Below are 17,403 nucleotides of genomic sequence, written 5' to 3'. Positions count from 1 at the left end.
TCCGCAAACAACGCGGGGGCATCCCCCTGCCGGATGGTCCGAAGGTTCCGTTCTCGCCGACATCGGTACCAATCGAGCGCCTCGAAGTCCCTCTGCTCCAGACCGTGGCGGGGGGTTACCCCTGGTCAGCGTCGAGTTCTACGAGCACCTGGGTGCCGTGCCCCGGCGTGGACTCCACCGCGAAGCGCCCGCCGAGTTGCTCGACGCGCTCGGCGGCACCGACGAGGCCATAGCGCTCCTCTCGCGCGAACCGTACGAGCCGGTCGGGGACGGCAAAGCCGCGCCCGTCGTCGCGAACCGTGAGGCGCACGCGCGGCCCCTCCTCCGAGAGACGGATGAGCACGGCGCGCGCCTCGGCGTGCTTGGCGGCGTTGGCGAGGGCTTCCTGCGCGATGCGGTAGAGCGCGTGCTGGGCGTCGAGTGAGAGTTGCCGTCCGTCCGCTTCAATCTCGGCGTGGAGATCGGCATCGGGGAAGTGCGGGCGGGACTGCCGGACGAGCGCGCCGAGGGCGGCTCCCACACCAAGGTGCTCGATGAGCGGCGGGCGGAGCGTGCTCAGCACGCCGCGTAGCTCGCTCGCCACGCCGGTGAGGGCATCGCGCGCGGCCTGCACAGGTGGGGCGACCTGCGCCTCGTGATGGGCCAGCCGGTCGAGGTCGTGGCCGATGCGGTAGAGCTGCTGCACGGGCCCGTCGTGGAGCTCGCGGGCGATGCGGGCGCGCTCGCGCTCACGGCTCTCGGCCAGCCGCCGCTGCATCTCGGCGGCCTCGGCCTGCTCGCGCCGCCACGCCGCCTCGCGCCGACGCACCGTCCCCACGCCGAGCGCACCGAGGCTGACCGTCGCCAGCAGCAGCGCGCCGCTCCGGAACCACCACGCCTGCCACCAGGCTGGCACAATGTCGAGCGTCAGCCGCACCGCCTCCGGGTTGTAGAGCCCGTCGTGGTTCGCGCCGAGCACCTCGAACGTGTACGTGCCGGGCGGCACGTCGGTGTAGCGCGCCTCGGGCCGCTCTCCCATCGTGGTGCGCCACTGTTCGTCTACTCCGATGAGGCGGTAGCGGTACTGGTTCTGGCGCGGCCGCTCGAAGTCGAACGCCGCAAACTCGAACGAGACGAAGTTCTCGTTGTGCGCGAGGCGGAGCGTGTCGCCGTCGGCGGGCAGGCCCGGGCGCGCCTGGTCGAAGGTGCGCACGCCGGTGATGGCGACCGGCGGGACATAGGTACTTGCGCGAAGGCTGTCCGGGTGAAACGCGTAGAAGCCGCGCGGACCACCGAAAAAGAGCCGCCCATCGTCGGCGCGATGGTAGGACATGAAGTCGAACGCGTCGGAGCGCAGCCCTTCCGTCGCGGCAAACACGGTAAATGTCTCCGTGGCGATCTCTAGGCGGGCAAGGCCGCCGTTGGTGCTCATCCAGAGCCCGCCGTCGTCGTCAGCGAGAACGCCATAGACGGTGTTGTTGGGCAGCCCGTCGGAGGTCGTGTAGCGACGGCACGTCTCCGCGGCGAGGTCGAAGCGGCACAGCCCTCCTCCGATCGTCCCGACCCAGAGCGCACCCGGGTCGGCAGCGCTCTCGGTGATGGTCCACACGACATCCGCGCCGAGGCTCGTCGGATCGTCGGGGCGGTGCCGCACACAGTCGAAGCGGCCCGGCGGCGTCTCGTCCACTAGGCGACACAGCCCACCGTCGGTACCGATCCAACGACCGCCAGCGGAGTCCTCGTGGACGATGCTGACGCGGGGATCGGGAAGCCCCCCCAGTCGGCTCGGGTCATGGAGGTAGCTCGTGAGCGTTCCATCTGGATCGCGTCGAAAGAGCCCGATCGAGGTACTGATCCAGAGCGTGTTGTGCTGGTCCTCTGTGAGGTGGCGGACCGGGAGGATAGACCACGCTTCGATGCCGAGTTCTTCGGGGAAGAGTCCCGGCGGGATGTAGATCGATTCGAACCGCCCCGTCACACGGTCGAGGCGCATCAGGCCGCGGCGTTTTGTGCCCAGCCAGAGCGTACCCGCCCGGTCCTCGAAGGGCCACCAGAATGCGTTGGCGTGTTCGCCGTCGAGGTCGGTCCGCAGCGGCTCGAAGCCCTCCTCGCCGGCGCGGCGGCGGTTCAGGCCGTCGTTGGTCGCCACCCACAGCGTACCCGCGCGGTCCACGAGCATCCCGTTGACGCGGTCGTCGCTCAGCGCGCGCGCGTCCCCCTCGATGCGCCGCTCCCAGTTGAAGGACGAGGGCGTGCCGCCGAAGCGAAAGAGCCCCTGGTTCGTTCCGACCCAGACGAGGCCCTGGCGATCGCGGAAAAGCGCGAAGACTTGCACGGGCGGTCCTACTCCCCCCCCGCCCGGTGGCCCCAGCGAGAGCAATGCGACGGTCTCGTTGTCCAGGTCGATCTCGGCGATGCCTTGTCCCTCCGTCGCGGCCCAGATGATGCCGTCGCTCAGGCGGATGCTCACCTGGGTGCCAACGGGGATGCTGCTCGCGGGCCAACGAGCGAACCGCTCCCACGCGCCGCGCTTCCATCGTTCGATCCATAGGCCCAGCCCCGGATCTCCGCCGATCGAGAACGCCTCACCCAGGTGGCGCGGGCCAGCCTCGACGATGAGCGGCCCGTGGAAGGTGGTCGACGGGCGCGGGTAGCTGCACCGCAAGTCATAGATACTGAAGGGGCAGGCTACGTTTCCGGGGGCCAGCTTGCCTCGCTGCCGTAGGGTAGCTCTCGCTAGTCCGGCGCTGTCCTGCGGGCCGTCCTCGACCAGCTCGCACAGGTACGACGCGTTCGTACCCACGTGCAACCGTCCCTCCGGATTGCGGTCGATGGCGACGACGAGGCCGTTGCAGTGGCCCGCGCTGTCCACCGCCGCACGATACCGCTGAAACGCTCCGACGCGACGATCGAAGCGGCTGAGGCCCTGCTGGGTGCCCACCCAGAGCGTCCCGTCGTCCTCGACGTGGAGTGCCGTGACGCGGCTGTGCGGCAGCGAGCGCGGCTCGTCCGGATCGTGGCGATAGATGCGAAAGCCGGTGCCGTCGTAGCGGCTGAGGCCGTCGTCGGTGCCGAACCAGAGGAAGCCCTCGGCGTCCTGCGCGATGGCGTTGACGCGGCTGTGCGAGAGCCCGTCGTCGACGCCGAGGTAGGCGTGCCTCAGCGGGGCACGCCTGGGCCTCTCGGAAGACTGAGCCTGTGCGGACACAGCCACGGCAACCACAAGAAGCAGGACCCGCATGGAGCTTGATGGATGGTCGCGTCTCCACGGCGAGGTCGTGCTAGTCGGATAGGAGACGCCGCGCAGGGCGGTAATAGGCGGCGAATCTACTCGCGCGTGGTCGCCCCGCCAACCCTCCTCCGGGCCGGAAGCATAGTCCTTTCGTACCGATTTCTATCGATGCTGTACCCTTGCCTCCTCGCATTGTTGTCGCTCGTCTCCCGTCGCACGCGGAGCCTCCTCCCCTAGGCATTGCACGTCACCCTAGGCCTATGCCGCAGCCTGCACGCCTGGTGCCTTGAGTCCGGCGACCTGGTTCTGTGCGTCTGCGATGGCTGCGCTCACGATGGCCGCTGCTTCCCGCGCCTGCTCCGGCGTGTGTGTCGCCATGGCTTGCATCCGAAACCGTGCTCCGTCCTCCGGGACGGCCGGATATTCGACGAGGTTGGCGAGCACCCCGCGCTCCGCGATGAGCTTCGCAGCAATCCGCGCCACGTCCCGCTCACCGATCGGCACAGGCACGATGGCGGAGGGCGCACCGAGGCACGCGATGCCTTCGTCGGCCAACGCACCCCGGAGCGCGGTCACAGCCCGGAGCAGCGAGGCCCGCCGCGCGGCCCCCTCTTCGGAACGCACGATGCGGAGCGCGGCCTGGACCGCCGCGCACTGTAGCGGCGAGAGCGCGTTCGAGAAGATGTGCGGCCCGCCCATGATCTTGAGGTAGTGCTTCACGGCAGGGTCGCGCACGGCGACGAAGCCGCCGTTGGACGCGAACGTTTTCGAGAAGCTCCCCATCACAAGGTCGACCTCGCCTAGCAGCCCCTGGAGGCCTAGGCTTCCGGTGCCGTCCGGTCCGAGCGACCCGAAATCGTGCGCGATGTCGACCAACAGCGTGGCGTCGTAGTCATGACAGAGGGCTTGCAGGCGCGCGAGGTCTGGCGTGTCGGAGTCCATCGAGAAGAGGCCTTCCGTGATGACGAGGACGCCGTTCTTGGAGTCCTGTGCGCGGATCGCGGCCAGCACTTTCTCCACATGTTCGGCCGAGCCGTGCCGATGCCGATGGACGTTGCGCGTGGCGGCATGGGCCCCCTGCTGTAGACAGGCGTGAGCCAGTTCGTCCATCACGATGTGGTCGTAGGGGCGCACCAGCCCGACGATCGCCCCGAAGCCCGCCGCCCATCCCGTCGGGAAGAGCACCGTCTCGGCCATGTGCAGGGCGTCCGCGATCTCGCGCTCTAGGTCGAGCGAGAGGGCCGTGTTGCCGAGCAGCATCGGCGACCCGGCGCTGTGCGGACCGAAGGCAGCGAGGGCGTCCGACACCGCTTCGTGCACGGCCGGGTGCGCCGAGAGGCCGAGGTAGTCCTGCGAGGCGAAGTTGATGCCACGCTGCGCCTGGCCGCACTCGCTGCGGATGGCGACGGTCGGCCCCGTGGCCTCGTCGAGGGACCGCGAGTAGGACCAGCAGGCCGCGCTCGTGCGGGCGCTGTGCCACGCGTGGAACGGCTGCGTGCGTGCGAGCAGGTCAACGCCGCGAGGGCGTGCGAAGCGGGCTACACTACCGGAAAGAGCAGCAATCGACATGAGAGGTACCTGGGTGAGGAGAGGTCTTGCGGTTAGGCGATGCGCCAGACTAGACCTCCACCCTTCGTCGTGGCCTCGTGTGATTACCCGAAAAAGCCTCCGCTTTTACTGCTCGCACTGCGGCACGAGGGCGGCGTTTGTGCGTACGCGAAACCGCTATGCCTGACGCTTCCCACCCCACTCCGCTTTCTGTGTCAGACGGCCACGACACGGCGCTCTACGGCAAGGACCCGGCCGAGGGCCTCGTGGCGCTGCACCTCGTGCGTGACACCTCGGGGCGCGAAGCGGAACCCGCACGCATGCGGCTCTACTGGCGGCGCGGCTTCGATCACCCCGACGGAGGCACGATCGAGACGGAGGAGGTGCCGTTCTACCCCTTCATGCTCATCCATGACGCCGAGTTGCTGCGCGGCTTTGGGCGCGAGCGCTTCCGCTACCAACGCCTCGACGCGTCCGTGAAGGTAGACGAGGATCGCGGCGGGCAGGCCTACTTTCGCGACCTCGTCGTCTTCACGTCGGTCCGCGCCTACTGGGACGCCGTGCGCCACGTCGAACGCGCCACGGAATCGGACAAGCGGCGCCCAGACGAGATCTATTTCGCTGGCAACCCGGAGCAGCTCTACCTCATGCAGACCGGCCGCACGCTCTTCAAGGGCATGGCCTTCGAGCACATCCACCGGCTGCAACTCGATATCGAGGTCTACGCGCCAGACGGCTTCCCGCAGCCCGAGCGGCCCGAGCACGCCGTCATCATCGTCGCGCTGAGCGACAACCAGGGCTGGTCGCGGCTGCTGCACGCGCGCGACTCGTCGGAGAAAGCGCTGCTCGAAGAGACGGTCCGCGTCATTCAAGAGCGCGACCCCGACGTGATCGAGGGCCACAACATCTACGGCTTCGACTTCGACTACCTCCGGAAGCGCTGCTCGCTCCACGGCGTCCCGTTCTCCATCGGCCGCGATGGCTCAGTACCGCGGCAGTTCCCGAGCTCGATGCGCTTCGCTGAGCGGATGGTCGACTTCCCCGCGCTCGACATCGCCGGGCGGCACGTCGTCGACACGCTCTTCCAGGTGATGAGCTTCGACGTGTTCAAGCGCGACCTCCCGGGCTACGGCCTCAAGGTCGCGGCGAATTATTTCGGCTTCGCGGATGACAGCCGCACCTACGTCGCAGGCAACGACATCGCGCGGGTGTGGGACGAGGACCCGGCGCGGCTCCTGGACTATGCGCTCGACGACGTGGTGGAGACGGAGCGGCTGGCGCGGCACCTCTCGGGAAGCACGTTCTACCTCACGCAGATGGTGCCGATGCCCTACGGCCAGACGGCGCGTACTGGCCCGGCGAGCAAGATCGAGGCCCTGTTCGTACGCGAGTACCTCCGCCAGCGCCAAGCCCTCCCCCGCGCGGCGTGGGGCAGCCAGACCATCGGCGGCTACACCGACGTGTTCGTCACGGGTGTCGTCGGTCCTGTCGTGTATGCCGATGTCGAGAGCCTGTACCCGAGCATCATGCTGCAGTACGATGTCCGCCCAAAGGACGACGCGCTCGGCGTTTTTCCTGATCTCCTCCGCAAGCTGACCGACCTCCGCTTCGACACCAAGGCCGCGATGAAGGCGACGAACGACGCGGGCGCGCGCGCCGAGTTGGACGCCCGGCAGACGGCGTTCAAGAACATCATCAATAGCTTCTACGGCAACCTCGCGTTTAGCCTCGCGCTGTTCAACGACTTCGCCGAGGCCGACCGCGTGGCGGCGACCGGCCAGGACCTGCTGCGTCAGATCATCCGCCTCGTCCGCGCCGACGGCGGGACGATCATCGAGGTGGACACCGACGGCGTGCTCTTCATCCCGCCCGACGGCCTCCGCGGCGACACGGAGGAGCGCGCCTACGTGCGCACACTCTCCGAGCGCATGCCCGAGGGCATCCGCATCGGCTTCGACGGGCGCTTCCAGAAGATGCTGTCGTACAAAAAGAAGAACTACGCGCTGCTCGGCTACGACGGGCGCATCAAGTTCAAGGGCTCGTCGCTCGTCTCCCGCTCCACGGAGTGCTTCGGGCGGCGCTTTGTCCGCGAGGCCGTCCGGCTGCTACTCAACGAGGACATCCAGGGCCTGCACGACCTCTACCTCGCCCAGCGCGACCGCATCCTCGCCCACGACTGGAACGACGGCGTCGCCGACTTCCAGCGCACCGAGACGCTGAAGAACACCGTCGAGGCGTACGAGGCCGACGTGCAGGCCGGGCGACGCACGCGGACGGCGTCGTACGAACTCGCCAAGCAGCGCGCCGCGCAGACCGGCCAGTTGCCACGCAAGGGCGACCGTATGAGCTACTACCTTGCCGGACCCGGCCCCGCCTTCGAGGCCGCCCGCCTCGCCGACGCCTGGGACCCGGCTGCGCCCGACGAGCACACGCCGTACTACCTCGACCGCCTCGACCAGGTCGCCGCCAAGTTCGTCCCGTTTTTTGAGACGGAGCACCAGCACCGCCTCGTGTTCTCCCCCGAAGACCTCTTCGGCTTCGACGCCGCAGGCATCCGCCTCGCTCGCACCGAACGCGCGCTCGACGACGTGGAGGACGACGTGCCGTTCTGAGTACGGCGGTGTCCCGCTGCTCACGTTCTAGTCCCTCGACAAAGGGAGAGCAGCGCTTGGGTATGGAGCGAGGTGGGAGGATTTGGTCGGCAATCCCGACAGAATGCCTCCTCCACAATGGACCGATGTGTCCAACTCTGACAAGGCACCAAGCTGGTCACACTAGGACTCCGCCATTCTTCGTCACACCTAGATCACCCTCGCTCCGCCGGCCTCAATCGCCCGCGTCCAAAAGAGTATCGAGGCATTCGCCTGTTTTTTTATCGTTGCCCAAGGAAAACAATAGTGTAATAGCTGACAGCATCTCGGTTGACCTTAGCTCCCAAATTTTCCTTATGCTGTTAAAAAAACTGTGCCTATCCCCTTGCTTAGCAATCTATACGTTCTATATTGGCCTATCGGAAAACTCTCTTCGGCTGCGTGTTTTTCTGAGCACTTACCCACGACCACCAAGAGTCAGCTGCATTGTCAACCTAACCTTGAACGGTCCCATGTCCAACGAATCATTCCACCTCGCCGCCACTGACTACCCTCTCGTCCGAGTGACGAAGAACTACAAGCCCTTGGCCCAGAGCACGGTCATCAAGAAGGAAGTAACCGTCGGAAAGCTTCTAGACGCCCATGCCAAGCTTAGAGAGATGGGCGGCTCTGCCGCGGCAGGCGGTGAGCTAGTAGGGCCGTGGTACGTCTACAAGGAAGGCAGTGAGCTTGAGAAGGCAGCGATCACCCAGGAGCAGGTCAGCGTGCTAATCGACGCGGGGGTTGTCAACCGCGAGATCACCATCCACGAGTTGATCCGAGTCGGTCAAGACTTCTCGGGGCCGACTCTCGCCGCCGGTGGAGAGCTGATCGGTCCTTGGTATGTGCTCCGAGAAGGGAACAACTCCTTCGAGACGCTTGGTGATCTCTCCGGCCTCGCCGGTAGAGGCTGAACGGGTAGCTCGTAGCACGTTGCTCTGGAAGGTACCCGTTCCGTGAGTCTTGATTTCTCCCCATCTGTGCGGTGGTTAGATCGGCATATCGATCTAATCCTACCGCACCTAGAGACGGCGTCCATTGACAGGAAGCTCCTCCAGCGCGCTGGAGAGTTTGCCATCCTATACAGGGCCCTCCGCGGCGCCCGTGGAGTCCCTGACGACCTCCTCACGCGGTGGCAGAGCGTACTCACGGCGTACGTCAACAGCCAGGAGATCGCCGAAGCCGCCAGGAAGTCGCTCCCCGGAGCCTGGGCGTGGCTCATGCCCTACTTCGTGCTGAAGCACCTCCACGGGCACGTGGTCCCCGAGCATGAGGCCACCATGGAGTTCGCCCTCCGGGCTGGCTTTCCCTACGCCAGCGAGGTGGTGCCCTATCGGCGCCTCGACCAACACTACTTCCTCTCACTGTACGAGGGCCGTAGCCTCGATCCAGCTCGCTTCGTGCCAGCTACCGCGCTCAACACGTGCCGCAGCCTGTTGAGCATGGACCGAGACACGGCCTATAGCATCACCCACACGCTGTTCTACCTGAACCACTTCGGACGGTGTCGGATGGGTCACGACCATCCGGCCCGTGGGAAAGTCGTGCTGGTGCTGCAGAGCCTCCTTCCCCATTTTGCGCGACGAGGTGATTGGGACGTGTTGGGCGAACTATTGATTGCTGCGCGGTGCACGGAGGGTTTCCCCTCCACCACGCTCGATCGATATCTAGCGCTCTTCCAAGCGCAGCGCGACCCGGATGGTTATACGCCCCCTTCCGAGGCAACGAGGCAAGCGATGGGAGACGACCCAGACCGAGATCGGGTGTTTTATGCTTGTTGCCACACCACGCTCGTCGCTGCCCTGCTCGACGTGGCTGCGCCGCCGGACGCAGAGCAAGTCCCCCACTTCGAGCTAGAGCCACTCGGTCAGGAGAACGACGACCATGTACTTCGCCGGGTCCTCGAAGCTCGAAACCGAGCCGTCCTCTATCTCAACGCACAGAGCGAGCTCGGGGCGCATGTCCCGACGTTTGACGCAGTCTCCACTCCAAACGGTGAGCCCCGAGACGACAGCGCCGGAGCATTGAGGCCTGACCGTGATTTTGTCTTGTCTGGCTTAGCGACGCACGCCGATCCCGGATTAGACAATGCCGACGCACTGGACCTTGCCGAGTGCTTTGCCAGAGAGGGCGATGTCGAGGTCGTAGCCCGACTCGTGGCCAGCCACCTCGCGCAGCGGCCTTTGAACGAGCGGCTTTCATCCGTCTTGGACTATCTGCTTCAGTCCCAAAAGCCCGACGGAAGCGTGGGCTACTTCTTGAGAGAACGGAGACTCCTAGGCGTCGGCGACATTAGCAACATTCGACTGGGCTTGACCCACTTGTTCGTAGAGGCCGTCGAAGCGTGGCTAGACTACAGGATCGCCAAAGGACGGTCGAGCGGCGAACCGGTCTCGCAGCCGATGCCTGCAGCCTAAGCCGTGCTCGCAGAGGCCTGCAGCCTAAGCCGTGCTCGCAGAGGCCTGCGGAGGATCGCGCTTGCAGGCCCGCGTAGTACGAGATGCTGGCTTTCGAGGGTAGTGCACTCGTCCACGTTCCGACCTACCTCGTGCACCGGATATGTTCGGCTGACGGGGAACGTGGCGTTCTCATGCCCTTCGCAGGCGTGCGACGGTGGATCATATGACACGGCGGTAGAGCACCCCCGGAAGTGAGGCGAGCACCGCAGCAACTCCTCGCCACCGCTTCGTCACATAGACGACGCTCCGCCGCTTTTCGATCGCCGCCACGATCTGCGACGCCGCCCGTCCCGGTGTCGCTACCCAGAACAGGCCGTCACCTTTCGCCATCGCAGTATCCACGAACCCTGGACGCACGTCCGTCACGACGAGGGCAAGATCCGACTTCACGGCGCGGTGACGAAGCCCGGCGAGATAGCGCGCGGCGAAGGCTTTTGATGCGTGGTAGGCCGGGGCTAGCCCACTCTCACGCACCGCTGCCACCGAAGTGATTCCGACCAGGTGCCCGTGCCCACGCGTCTCGAAGTGACGGTAGGCAGCATCGGCGAGCGCTGCGAACCCGAGCACATTCGTTTCGACGGTCTCGCGGACGTGGGCCCAAGACTTTGCTTCGTCCGTGTGCCCTGTCCCAGCGCTAATCACAACGAGGTCCACACCACCCATGCGCTCTACTAGCCCGTCGAATCCGCGCCTGGCACCAGCAAGTTGGGTCACGTCCATCTCAGCCGCCTCAGACGTTGCGGGGAGTTCAGCTAGCAACTCAGTGAGGAGATCCGCTCGCCGCCCTGTAACACCAACAGCGTATCCGCGGGCTCCTAAGGCCAACGCAAGCGCGCGGCCGATTCCCGAGGTAGCTCCAACGACAATGGCCTTCTTCATCGAGCTCACTGAATCCGTACGGAAACCGCTGGAGTCACCGACCAACTATCGGTTGAACATAGTAAGCAAGCTTCACCATTCTAGCACGTTATGCAGCACTGCTACTCTCTGCCACCCTCTCGACCACATCGGCGATGATCTGGGTGAGCTTAGGCTCGGCTTCGCCAGCGGCAGCTAGGATCTCGGGGATGGAGACGGGTTTGAGCGCGTCGGGGAAGCACTCGTCGGTGATGACGGAGATGGCGAGCGTCTGCAGCCCCATGTGCTTGGCGACGATGACCTCTGGTACGGTGCTCATGCCCACGGCGTCGGCTCCCATGGCGCGTAGCATCCGGTACTCGGCGCGCGTCTCCAGGTTGGGGCCTTCCACGGCCACATAGACGCCCTCCTGCAGCTTGAGCGCCCGGTCGAGCGCCGCCTGTTTTGCAACGGTGCGGAGCGACGCGTCGTAAGGGTCGCTCATGTCAGGGAAGCGCGGCCCCCAGGCGTCCACGTTTGGTCCAGCGAGCGGGTTGGCGCCCTGGAAGTTGATGTGATCCGTGATCAGCATCAGGTCGCCGCGCCGGAAGTGCGGGTTCATGCCGCCTGCTGCGTTCGAGATGAGCAGCGTCTCCACGCCAAGGGATCCCATGACACGAACTGGAAAGGTGACCTGCTTCGGCGTGTAGCCCTCATAAAGGTGGAAGCGCCCCTGCATTGCCAGCACGGGCACACCGCGCAGCGTTCCCGCGATCAACCGCCCGTGGTGCGACTCCACCGTCGAGACGGGGAAGTGCGGGAGGTCGTCGTAGGACACGTCGGCCGCGATCTCGATCTCGTCGGCGAGCTTGCCGAGGCCGGTGCCCAGGATCAGACCAATGCGCGGCGGGTCGGTGCCGAGGTCGAGGTGAGCGCGAACGGCGGCGGCGGCCTCCTCGACACGAGCGCGGTACGCATCAATGTCAAAGTCGAGGCCTTCGGTGACGGGCATGGGGGAGGTACGAAGTCAGGCGGTCGAAAGGCGAGGAGGAAGCTACGCTCGTGGCGCTCGCTCATTGTCCGCGATCCTACTGCGCGTCCACCTCTCTCACTAACAGGTACGCATTTGACATCAAGCCATGCCTCCCGCTATGGCACGCTGAACTCGACTCAGCAACTCAGCAAGGCCACGGAACAGCGGAGCCGTCAGTGATCCTGAAGCGAGTTCAGGACGACAATATCAGTGCTTGCTAGCTAGATCCTGGTCCCCTTCGGCCTTCGTGCTGCGGCACTCTCAGTCGATGTCCTCGATGATGCGTCGGATGGTCGCCTTTTCGAGTTCCGTGTCGCGCTGCACGGTGTCCGTCACTGCTGGGCGGGAGGGCGGTGTGAAGAGGGCCCGGAAGTCCATCGCCGACCGTGAGGTGTCGGCCGGGGCAGGCTCGCTCGGGCGTGTTTCTGCAGGTCGTGCTTCCGCTGGGCGGGCTTCGACAGGGCGCGTCTCCGTGGCGCGAGGCTCGGCGGGACGGGGCTCGGCAGTGCGTGCCTCCTCGGTTGGGGACTCGGGGTGGACGGGGGCGTCGCCGACGAGCGGCGCGCCGGCGGCAGGCAAGGCACGACGGGTGCCCTGAGCCACGCGGGGAAAGTAGCCGGTCGGCTCCTCGCCGGTGAACGCGGCCAGGATCTCCAACTCCGACGTGTGGAACGCGCGCAGCCGAGCCGTTACCTCGGAGATGCGGTTGTTGAGCTTCGAGAGGTCCTGCTTGGCGAGGTAGCGCTCGTGCTCGGCGTCCTGCACGAGTTGCTGGGCGCGCATCTCGGCCTCTTCGGTGATGAGCTTCGCGCGCTGCTCCGCCGTCTCCTGCGTGCGGCGGGCGTTCTCTCGGGCCGAGTGCACAGCCTCTTGGAGGGCTTCCTCGATCCGGACGTAGTGGGCGAGTTTGCCTTCGAGTTCCTGCACGCGCGCCTCGGCGCGGCGGTTGTCACTCAGGAGCTCTTCCCACTGGCGGGACACCTCGTGGAGAAAGTTGCGGACCTCGTCTTCGCTAATACCTCGGAAGGCGCTAGTGAATTCTTTTTTTCGAATCTGAAGGGGGTCGAGCATGCGATGCCTCGATGGGTCGGTGGAGGGTGGCTGGTAAAACGTGGACGGGTGAAGTCTGGGAGGACCAACCGATGCAACGCGCGGTCGTTCTTTTCGAGCGGCAGCACGGTTTCACGAAGCCGCTGCAAGCTACGGCTTTCCATCGTCGTTCTGCGGAAGGGTGTCGGAAAACGTGACGAAGGCTTCGCTACCCACGTGCCCCGAAGAGTGCCGAGCCAACGCGCACGTGCGTCGCGCCCTCCTCGATAGCGACCTCGAAGTCACCGCTCATCCCCATCGAGAGGCAGGGCAGCCGGTCGCGCCCAACCTGCTCGGCGAGGCAGCGAAGACGTCGGAACTGCGGTCGCACCAGCGTCTCCAATTCGTCGGGCGCGCGGGCTGGCGACGCGAGTGTCATCAGCCCAACAGGTCGGATGTGCGCATACGCGTTTAGGCTGTCGATGAAGCCGGGCGTCTCTTCGGGGGCCAACCCTGACTTCGTGCCCTCGCCCGAGACGTTGACCTGGACGTAGCACGGGAGAACGCGGCCGACCGCTTCGGCCCGCTTGTCCAGTTCGCGCGCCAGGCGCGGGCTGTCGAGCGCGTGGAACACGTCGGCGACCTCGCAGACCGTCTTAGCCTTGTTGCGCTGGAGCGACCCGATGTGATGCCATCGGATCGCCTCGCCCGACTGTATGCTGGTCACTGCGTCATTGTCGTCCATGGCGTCACTTACGATGGCGTCACTTACGGACGCATGACTTGCGCAGGCATCGAGGAAGGCACCGGGCAGGGCGCGCGCTTTCTCGTCGAGCTCTTGCACCCGATTCTCCCCGAAGTCGCGGAGCCCTGCAGCCACCGCCGCACGAATGCTGCGAAGCGGAAACGTTTTGGACACCGCGATGAGCGTGACGTCACCCGGCTCCCGGCCAACCCGCGTCGCTGCTGCGCTGATGCGCGCGCTAATCGCGTCGTACCTAGCGCGCAGGCGCTCGCTGAGGTCAAGGAGATCGGCGGTCATGGACGAGGGAGACGGCTCGGGCGGGGTGAGTGGCAGAGCCAACGCTGCAGTCCGCGCGCGGGTCCGACGAGTTGTTTCTGAAAACGTACCTGACCACCCCCTCTCTCGTGGTAGTTGCGACTCTCTCCGCAGACGCCCGGACGCGTCGACACCCTGTTTTCCTTGGTCAGGCGTCACGACCGGATACCTAATAGTCGAGATGATATAGCGGCCTCTCCTAACCGCTGGGCGCGGCATGTAGTGTGCACCACCGGGGTCTCCTGAATTCCCCCTGCTCCGATGGACGAACTGCGTGCCCTCTACCGGTCTTTGCTTGCTGACCATCGCCACAGCCTGGAAACGCTCCGAGTCCAGGCGATGGCGGGTGAGCCTGCCGCTTGGGACTCGATTCTTCGCGAGGCACATACGCTGAAAGGCTCAGGGGGACAGTTCGGCTACCCTGAGATCACCAATGCCGCCCGTACGCTGCGAGAGGCTCCCGAGGTTGCCCGCCCCGATCTCCTGGATGCCTTGCTGGAGGTCGTCGTAGCCTGCATGGAAGGCCGAGAGACGGCACCATGCCCGCCTGCGCCTGGGCCAACACCACCGCCGAACTCCGAGTGCGAGGCGGTTGCCCGGCACGTGCTGGTCGTGGAAGATGACCCCCTCATCGGCTCGGTGATCTGCAACGCGCTGCGTCGCCATGGGGCCACGCCCACACACTGCGACCTAGGCACGAAGGCCGTTGCGATGCTGTTCGACACGCCAAATGCTCCGCCCTTCGATCTCGTCCTCCTGGACATCTCAATGCCTGGCATGAGCGGGCTGGAGGTGCTTGCCCGCATCCGCCGCGAGCCAACCACCGCGGATCTACCGGTGATGATGGTGAGCGCGCACAACGATGCCTCCACCATCACCTACGCGCGATCGCTCGGTGCCGACGACTACCTCACCAAGCCGTTTGCGCCGAAGACGCTGCTGCGTCACATTGAGGCGCTGGTGGCGGCGCGCGATCTGGGCACACCAGTTGGAGTAGGCACGGTCGCCGCTGCGTGACTCTCTGCCCGCAGCACCGGGCCCATGAGGGGGACCCGGATACCCGTTCCGAGGTAAGCCTGGTATCGTTCGGGGCGTCCTGGCGCGTACGTTGTCGCATGCGCCGCCTGCGCACACTCGCGGATGCTTCCGGCCCACGAAAGCGCCTCCTTGTCTTTCCCTCGCACTCTGTCGATGCCCTCCACCGCCACGCCGCCGTCCGTCGATGCTGCTTCTCACGGCATCCGGGCACGCCTCCTCGACCGCTACCAAGCCGTACGCGCCCACACCGAGGCCTTCTGCTCGCCCCTTGCTATCGAGGACTACGTCGTCCAATCGATGGCCGATATCAGCCCCACCAAGTGGCACCTCGCGCACACGACCTGGTTCTGGGAGACCTTCGTCCTCACGCCGTTCCTCGACGGCTACGCGCTCTACGACGACCGCTTCCTGTTCCTCTTCAACAGCTATTACGTGCAGGCGGGCGAGCGCCACTGCCGCGCGCAGCGGGGCTACCTGTCGCGGCCTACGGTCGACGAGGTCAAGCGCTACCGGGCGCACGTTGACGCCCACATGGAGCGGCTTCTCGACGGGCTCGACGAGGACGCGCACCGGCCCCTCGCCGACACGGTCGAGATCGGGCTGCACCACGAGCAGCAGCACCAGGAGTTGATGGTGACCGACCTGAAGCATGTCTTCGCGGTCAATCCACTCCGCCCCGCCTATGACGCCCGGCCCCATGTTCAGGCAGGCGACCCAGGACCGATCGACTATGTCCCGTTCGAGGGTGGCATCTATCACGTGGGCTTCGCAGCCCCGGAGGGCGCAACGGTGGGCGAGCGGTTCCATTTCGACAACGAGGGGCCACGCCACCGCGTCTTCCTCGAACCCTATGCACTCGGCGGCCGCCTGGTGACGAACGGCGAATTCCTCGCATTCATGGCCGATGGAGGCTACGACCGCGCGGAGCTATGGCTCTCGATGGGCTTCGCGCACGCCCAGGAGCACGGATGGACGGAGCCCTTCTACTGGGAGCGCCGCGACGGCGTGTGGATGCACTACACGATGCACGGCTTCCGCGAGGTCGACCCCCACGAGCCCGTCTGCCATCTCTCCTACTTCGAGGCGGACGCCTACGCTCGCTGGGCCGGAGCCCGCCTTCCTACTGAGTTTGAGTGGGAGGCTGCCGCCCGATCGCTCCCCGTCGTCGGGCCGTTTGTGGACGCCGGACACCTCCACCCGCCCGCGATCTCAGACCGCGTCGGCGGCCCGGTCGGGGGCGACGGGGCACCAGCCGACGTGCCACAGCTCCGGCAGATGTACGGCTCGGTCTGGCAGTGGACGTCAAGCAGCTACGGGCCGTATCCCGGGTATCGCCCCGTCGAGGGAGCGCTGGGCGAGTACAACGGCAAGTTCATGTGCAACCAGTACGTCCTCCGCGGCGGCAGTTGTGCCACGAGCCGCTCGCACATCCGCCCCACCTACCGCAACTTCTTCCCGCCCGAGGCCACGTGGCAGTTCACCGGCCTCCGCCTCGCGCGCAGCCTGTAGGACGGACCGTCGCTTCTCTCTCATGGATCGTCGTTCCTCTCTCACGTCTCTAACCTCGGTCTCATGACCAACGCCATCACCTCCAAGCCTCTCGACGCTGCGTTCCTTGCCGATGTCGTCGAGGGCCTGACCAGCTCTCCAAAGACGCTTCCCTGCAAGTACTTCTACGACGAGCGCGGATCGGCTCTGTTCGACGAGATCACGGAGTTGGAGGCCTACTACCCTACGCGGACGGAGACGGCGATCATGGAGCGCCACATCGCTGCGATGGCCGCCGCGGTGGGTCCGCGCGCTGCGCTCGTAGAGTACGGAAGCGGGTCGAGTCAGAAGACACGCATGCTGCTCGGCGCCCTGCCGAACCTCGCCGCCTACGTGCCCATCGACATCTCGGGCGACTATCTCCAGCAGCAAGCCACCAGTCTCCGTGCGCAGTTTCCGGAAACGTTAATCCTACCTGTCGCCGCCGACTTCACGACGGCGTTTGACCTCCCGGCGCTCCCTCCTGACACCAAGCGTAGAGTCGTCTATTTCCCTGGCTCGACCATTGGCAACTTCGCACCCGACGCTGCCGAGCGGCTGCTGCGCCGCATGGCGGACATCGCTGGCCCGGGCGGCGGGCTGCTCATCGGCGTGGACCTCGTGAAAGACCGCGACGTGCTTGTTCGCGCCTACGACGACCCGCAAGGCGTCACGGCGGCGTTCAACAAAAACCTGCTGGCCCGAATTAACCAAGAGGCTGGAGGCACCTTCGACCTGGACGCGTTCGAGCACGAGGCGCGCTGGAACGACACCGACGCCCGCATTGAGATGCACCTCGTGAGCCCCGTCGCCCAGACCGTGTACGTGGGCGACACTGCGTTCGGCTTTGCGGCAGGAGAGTCGATCCATACCGAGAACTCGCACAAGTACACCCTCGACGAATTCTTTAAGCTCGCTGGGCGGGCGGGGTGGACGCGTCGCCACATCTGGACCGATGCGGCGGACTGGTTCAGTGTCCAGTATTTTGAGGCTGCTCCACCTCGCAACTAGGCTGTTTCAGCGCGGCACTG

Annotated in this window: 12 protein-coding genes; 6 read left to right on the top strand and 6 right to left on the bottom strand. The window is 65.7% G+C overall.

Annotated elements, in window-relative coordinates; all coding sequences use genetic code 11:
- Nucleotides 1-115: 115 nt before the first annotated feature.
- The gene (locus AAFU51_00350; GenBank protein MEO1569697.1) at nucleotides 116-3,220 is read right to left on the bottom strand and encodes a two-component regulator propeller domain-containing protein; all 3,105 of its coding nucleotides are present in this window, start codon (nucleotides 3,218-3,220) and stop codon (nucleotides 116-118) included.
- Nucleotides 3,221-3,469: 249 nt separating this feature from the next.
- Nucleotides 3,470-4,780, bottom strand: coding sequence for an aminotransferase class I/II-fold pyridoxal phosphate-dependent enzyme (locus AAFU51_00345; GenBank protein ID MEO1569696.1), 1,311 nt, complete (start codon nucleotides 4,778-4,780; stop codon nucleotides 3,470-3,472).
- A gap of 158 nt (nucleotides 4,781-4,938) precedes the next feature.
- On the opposite strand from AAFU51_00345, the gene AAFU51_00340 reads away from it, so the two are divergent.
- The 3 genes from AAFU51_00340 (at nucleotide 4,939) to AAFU51_00330 (ending at nucleotide 9,806) form a co-directional block, all read left to right on the top strand.
- A complete protein-coding gene (locus AAFU51_00340) occupies nucleotides 4,939-7,371 on the top strand; it encodes a DNA polymerase domain-containing protein (GenBank protein ID MEO1569695.1) in 2,433 nt (810 codons plus the stop codon).
- Between the two features lie 491 nt (nucleotides 7,372-7,862).
- Complete coding sequence (locus AAFU51_00335; GenBank protein ID MEO1569694.1) at nucleotides 7,863-8,303, top strand: hypothetical protein; 441 nt, start codon at nucleotides 7,863-7,865, stop codon at nucleotides 8,301-8,303.
- Between the two features lie 66 nt (nucleotides 8,304-8,369).
- Nucleotides 8,370-9,806: a hypothetical protein gene (locus AAFU51_00330; GenBank protein ID MEO1569693.1), complete on the top strand. Its 1,437-nt coding sequence runs from the start codon at nucleotides 8,370-8,372 to the stop codon at nucleotides 9,804-9,806.
- A gap of 201 nt (nucleotides 9,807-10,007) precedes the next feature.
- Here AAFU51_00330 and AAFU51_00325 read toward each other — a convergent pair whose 3' ends face one another.
- From AAFU51_00325 to AAFU51_00310, 4 genes are all read right to left on the bottom strand, one after another.
- Complete coding sequence (locus tag AAFU51_00325) at nucleotides 10,008-10,727, bottom strand: SDR family NAD(P)-dependent oxidoreductase (protein MEO1569692.1); 720 nt, start codon at nucleotides 10,725-10,727, stop codon at nucleotides 10,008-10,010.
- A gap of 88 nt (nucleotides 10,728-10,815) precedes the next feature.
- The gene (locus AAFU51_00320; GenBank protein ID MEO1569691.1) at nucleotides 10,816-11,697 is read right to left on the bottom strand and encodes a purine-nucleoside phosphorylase; all 882 of its coding nucleotides are present in this window, start codon (nucleotides 11,695-11,697) and stop codon (nucleotides 10,816-10,818) included.
- Nucleotides 11,698-11,979: 282 nt separating this feature from the next.
- A complete protein-coding gene (locus AAFU51_00315) occupies nucleotides 11,980-12,789 on the bottom strand; it encodes a DivIVA domain-containing protein (GenBank protein ID MEO1569690.1) in 810 nt (269 codons plus the stop codon).
- A 187-nt stretch (nucleotides 12,790-12,976) separates the two neighbouring features.
- Entirely contained in the window at nucleotides 12,977-13,789 is an 813-nt protein-coding gene (locus AAFU51_00310; protein MEO1569689.1) for a YggS family pyridoxal phosphate-dependent enzyme, read from the bottom strand.
- Nucleotides 13,790-14,068: 279 nt separating this feature from the next.
- Here AAFU51_00310 and AAFU51_00305 point away from each other — a divergent pair, with 279 nt between their 5' ends.
- From AAFU51_00305 to egtD, 3 genes are all read left to right on the top strand, one after another.
- The gene (locus AAFU51_00305; GenBank protein ID MEO1569688.1) at nucleotides 14,069-14,824 is read left to right on the top strand and encodes a response regulator; all 756 of its coding nucleotides are present in this window, start codon (nucleotides 14,069-14,071) and stop codon (nucleotides 14,822-14,824) included.
- 174 nt (nucleotides 14,825-14,998) lie between these two features.
- Complete coding sequence (gene egtB / locus AAFU51_00300) at nucleotides 14,999-16,354, top strand: ergothioneine biosynthesis protein EgtB (GenBank protein MEO1569687.1); 1,356 nt, start codon at nucleotides 14,999-15,001, stop codon at nucleotides 16,352-16,354.
- A gap of 63 nt (nucleotides 16,355-16,417) precedes the next feature.
- Nucleotides 16,418-17,383: an L-histidine N(alpha)-methyltransferase gene (egtD, locus tag AAFU51_00295; GenBank protein ID MEO1569686.1), complete on the top strand. Its 966-nt coding sequence runs from the start codon at nucleotides 16,418-16,420 to the stop codon at nucleotides 17,381-17,383.
- Nucleotides 17,384-17,403 lie beyond the last annotated feature (20 nt).

It is taken from the genome of Bacteroidota bacterium, from assembly GCA_039821555.1.
Lineage (GTDB): Bacteria > Bacteroidota > Rhodothermia > Rhodothermales > Rubricoccaceae > JBCBEX01.
Note: the sequence above shows the minus strand (reverse complement) of the source record. Positions and strands in the feature narration are given on the sequence as shown.